The 2,440-nt window shown below is 28.5% G+C and carries 2 protein-coding genes; both read right to left on the bottom strand.

Features of this window, described 5'->3' with window-relative positions; genetic code table 4:
• A partial coding sequence (locus C4B24_RS04575) for a hypothetical protein (protein ID WP_131599597.1) occupies window positions 1-1,372 on the bottom strand: 1,372 nt, incomplete at its 3' end.
• A partial coding sequence (locus C4B24_RS05020) for a hypothetical protein (RefSeq protein WP_168388363.1) occupies window positions 1,372-2,440 on the bottom strand: 1,069 nt, incomplete at its 5' end. The genes C4B24_RS05020 and C4B24_RS04575, both read right to left, overlap by 1 nt.

The following is a 2,440-nucleotide window of genomic DNA, read 5'->3' as shown; positions in this document are numbered from 1 at the left end:
TAGTTATTAAAGGTTTAACAATTAATTTACCTTTATAGATAATTAAATGTTCTGAATCTAATTTCATATAGAATGAAGCACTTTTACGTGCATTTGGATTTCAAAAAGGGGCTTCCAACACATATTTTTTTGTTTTTTCATAATGATATTTCGAGCCTCAAGGTATACTGCCGATTGCTTCTGAAGCTTTTAAACTAGTGATATCAGAGAATTTTTTAAATGAAGCAAGATCTAATAAACCTGTATCTGCATTGAATGAATCTTCAATTTTTTTCTCTAATTTTGTAATATTTACATCGTCGATTGGAACAATACTTTTCATATCTTTCATTGTCAATGTGAATATTTTAGTATTTTCATTATTCGAAAATACTAAAAGAGGATCAGCAGTTGTAAGTTTTATATACACTTTATCACCATTTCTTAATGAATCAATAGTTGTTTTTGGTATAGCGGGATTACCTTGAACAAGTAATTTACCCTTTGAATCAACTAATTCTATTTTAGAAATTCTTCTATTATAAAATGTATCAGATGAGAATTTTGTATATCCCGATGCATATCCATCAATTAATGAAATTGTTCTTCCTGTCATCATATCGCGTGTATTACCGATAGTATTTTCTAAATTTGATTGTAATGCTTTCAAAATTGTAGAATCTGAAATAACTATTTTTTTAATATCTTGAAGTTTATAAGTGATTTTAAATTCCCTTTTTTCAGCTATTTTGTAGCCTCTATTGGCAACAAGTCTAACTTTGAAAGTTACACCTTTTTTAATATCCATTTTTAAACTTCTTTGAAAATTTGATATATTATTAGTTCAATGTGATATTACTTGACTAGTTGATGCATCTACATCGGTAATAATATTGTCATTAGCAAATTCATAATGTGAATTTTTAGGAGCGACTAATTTATTCTTCGGAATTTTAAATGCCCCCCCAACTAAATTAGGACTTTCAATAATAGTGAAGTCTTTAATTGGGTTACCGATGTCAATTAATGATTTATCAGAACCCTCAATTAAGGTAGGGAATTTTATAAGTAATTCATTTTTAACCCAAGATTTTAAACCTTTTAAGAATTCAGATTCGTTATCAATTCTATAGGTTTTCCCCTCATATTTATATTCATTAATTTTTCCACTTTCAATATTTTCAATCACAGATTTAATTGCATCGTGTTGCTTTGTGATGTTATTTCCACTCATTAATTTTTCCAATTCAATTGATTGATATATTAATGGTGGTTTTGTTTCCATTTTTTTAGTTTCATTAATACTTCCACATGAAACCGCCAATGCAACAGGGGCAGCTACAATAGCTAAGGTAGTTAAGCCAATTTGTATGTATTTTCTAGATTTTTTCATTAGTTAAACCCCTTATCTTTTCAGATTGCTTTGTTTTTTTCAAATCAATCTTGTTTCGGGAATAAGTGATGTCAATTTCCATAAAATCTCCCAAATAAGTCTTTCTTATCATCTGATATATTTATTTTTTTGTAAATTTTATGCCCACCTTTACCATCTTCAACAAAGGCTCAACTAAAACCTCCACCCTCTCAGTAGTGAGCAGCATCATGTATAATTCTTCCAAATTGATTGGTGTATGCACCTTGTGAATTACTTGAATATTCTCTTGGAAAGAAGAATCTAGGATCTTTTGTTAAATTAGAAAATGAGCTAGCTGAGTGAGTAATTGTGTATTTTCCATCTCAATACGCTTCATCCATATCTTTTTTAGTATTATTTGCATTAAGTAACCTTGATTTTGGAAAATCAATATTTTGAGGATATGAAGAATCTTTTATGATTGGGTTTAGAATATTTGTGAATGCTTTTTCATAATCATCATCGGACACAATGATTTTTCAACCATTTGTATCTCTAACAAAATCAGTTCCATTCGAAGTAATAAAGAAATAATGTTTAAATGGATCTAATTTATTAGCATCAACTAATTTGCCATCTACCATAAATTTTGTTTTTGTTGTTTTATGTGAGTCTGTTTCAGCTTTGATTTCGGGAATGTTGGTTGGAATGATTCTTTTCATGAATTCCAATCTTTTTCAAGCATTACCAAGATTTTTTTCATCAAATGCAAAAAATGTACTAATACCTTGATCGTAGGCAAATCACTTTAGAGTGTTATCAATTCCATTTGATTTTATTGTTTCAGAACCTTTTCATGAAGGTTTAACTGGTGAATCATGACCATCAACAAATTCTGCAGCACCTTCACCTCTATGCCATGCAATTCAATCTTGTGATGTTTTTGCCACCAAACCAAATTTATTATTTTTTGATTGTCCGAAAAGTTCATATTTCACCTTTAAATATTTTAAATAAGTTTCTTCCGTTCAACCATTCTTTGAAGCAAAATTATAATTAATTTTTATATCGTAATTCTTAAATCTTTGTATTAAATAATCACTATAT

The sequence above is a fragment of the Mycoplasma marinum genome (assembly GCF_004335975.1).
GTDB lineage: Bacteria > Bacillota_I > Bacilli_A > Mycoplasmatales > Metamycoplasmataceae > Mycoplasma_K > Mycoplasma_K marinum.
The sequence above is the reverse complement of the archived record's forward strand: the minus strand, read 5'-3'. Positions and strand labels throughout refer to the sequence as shown.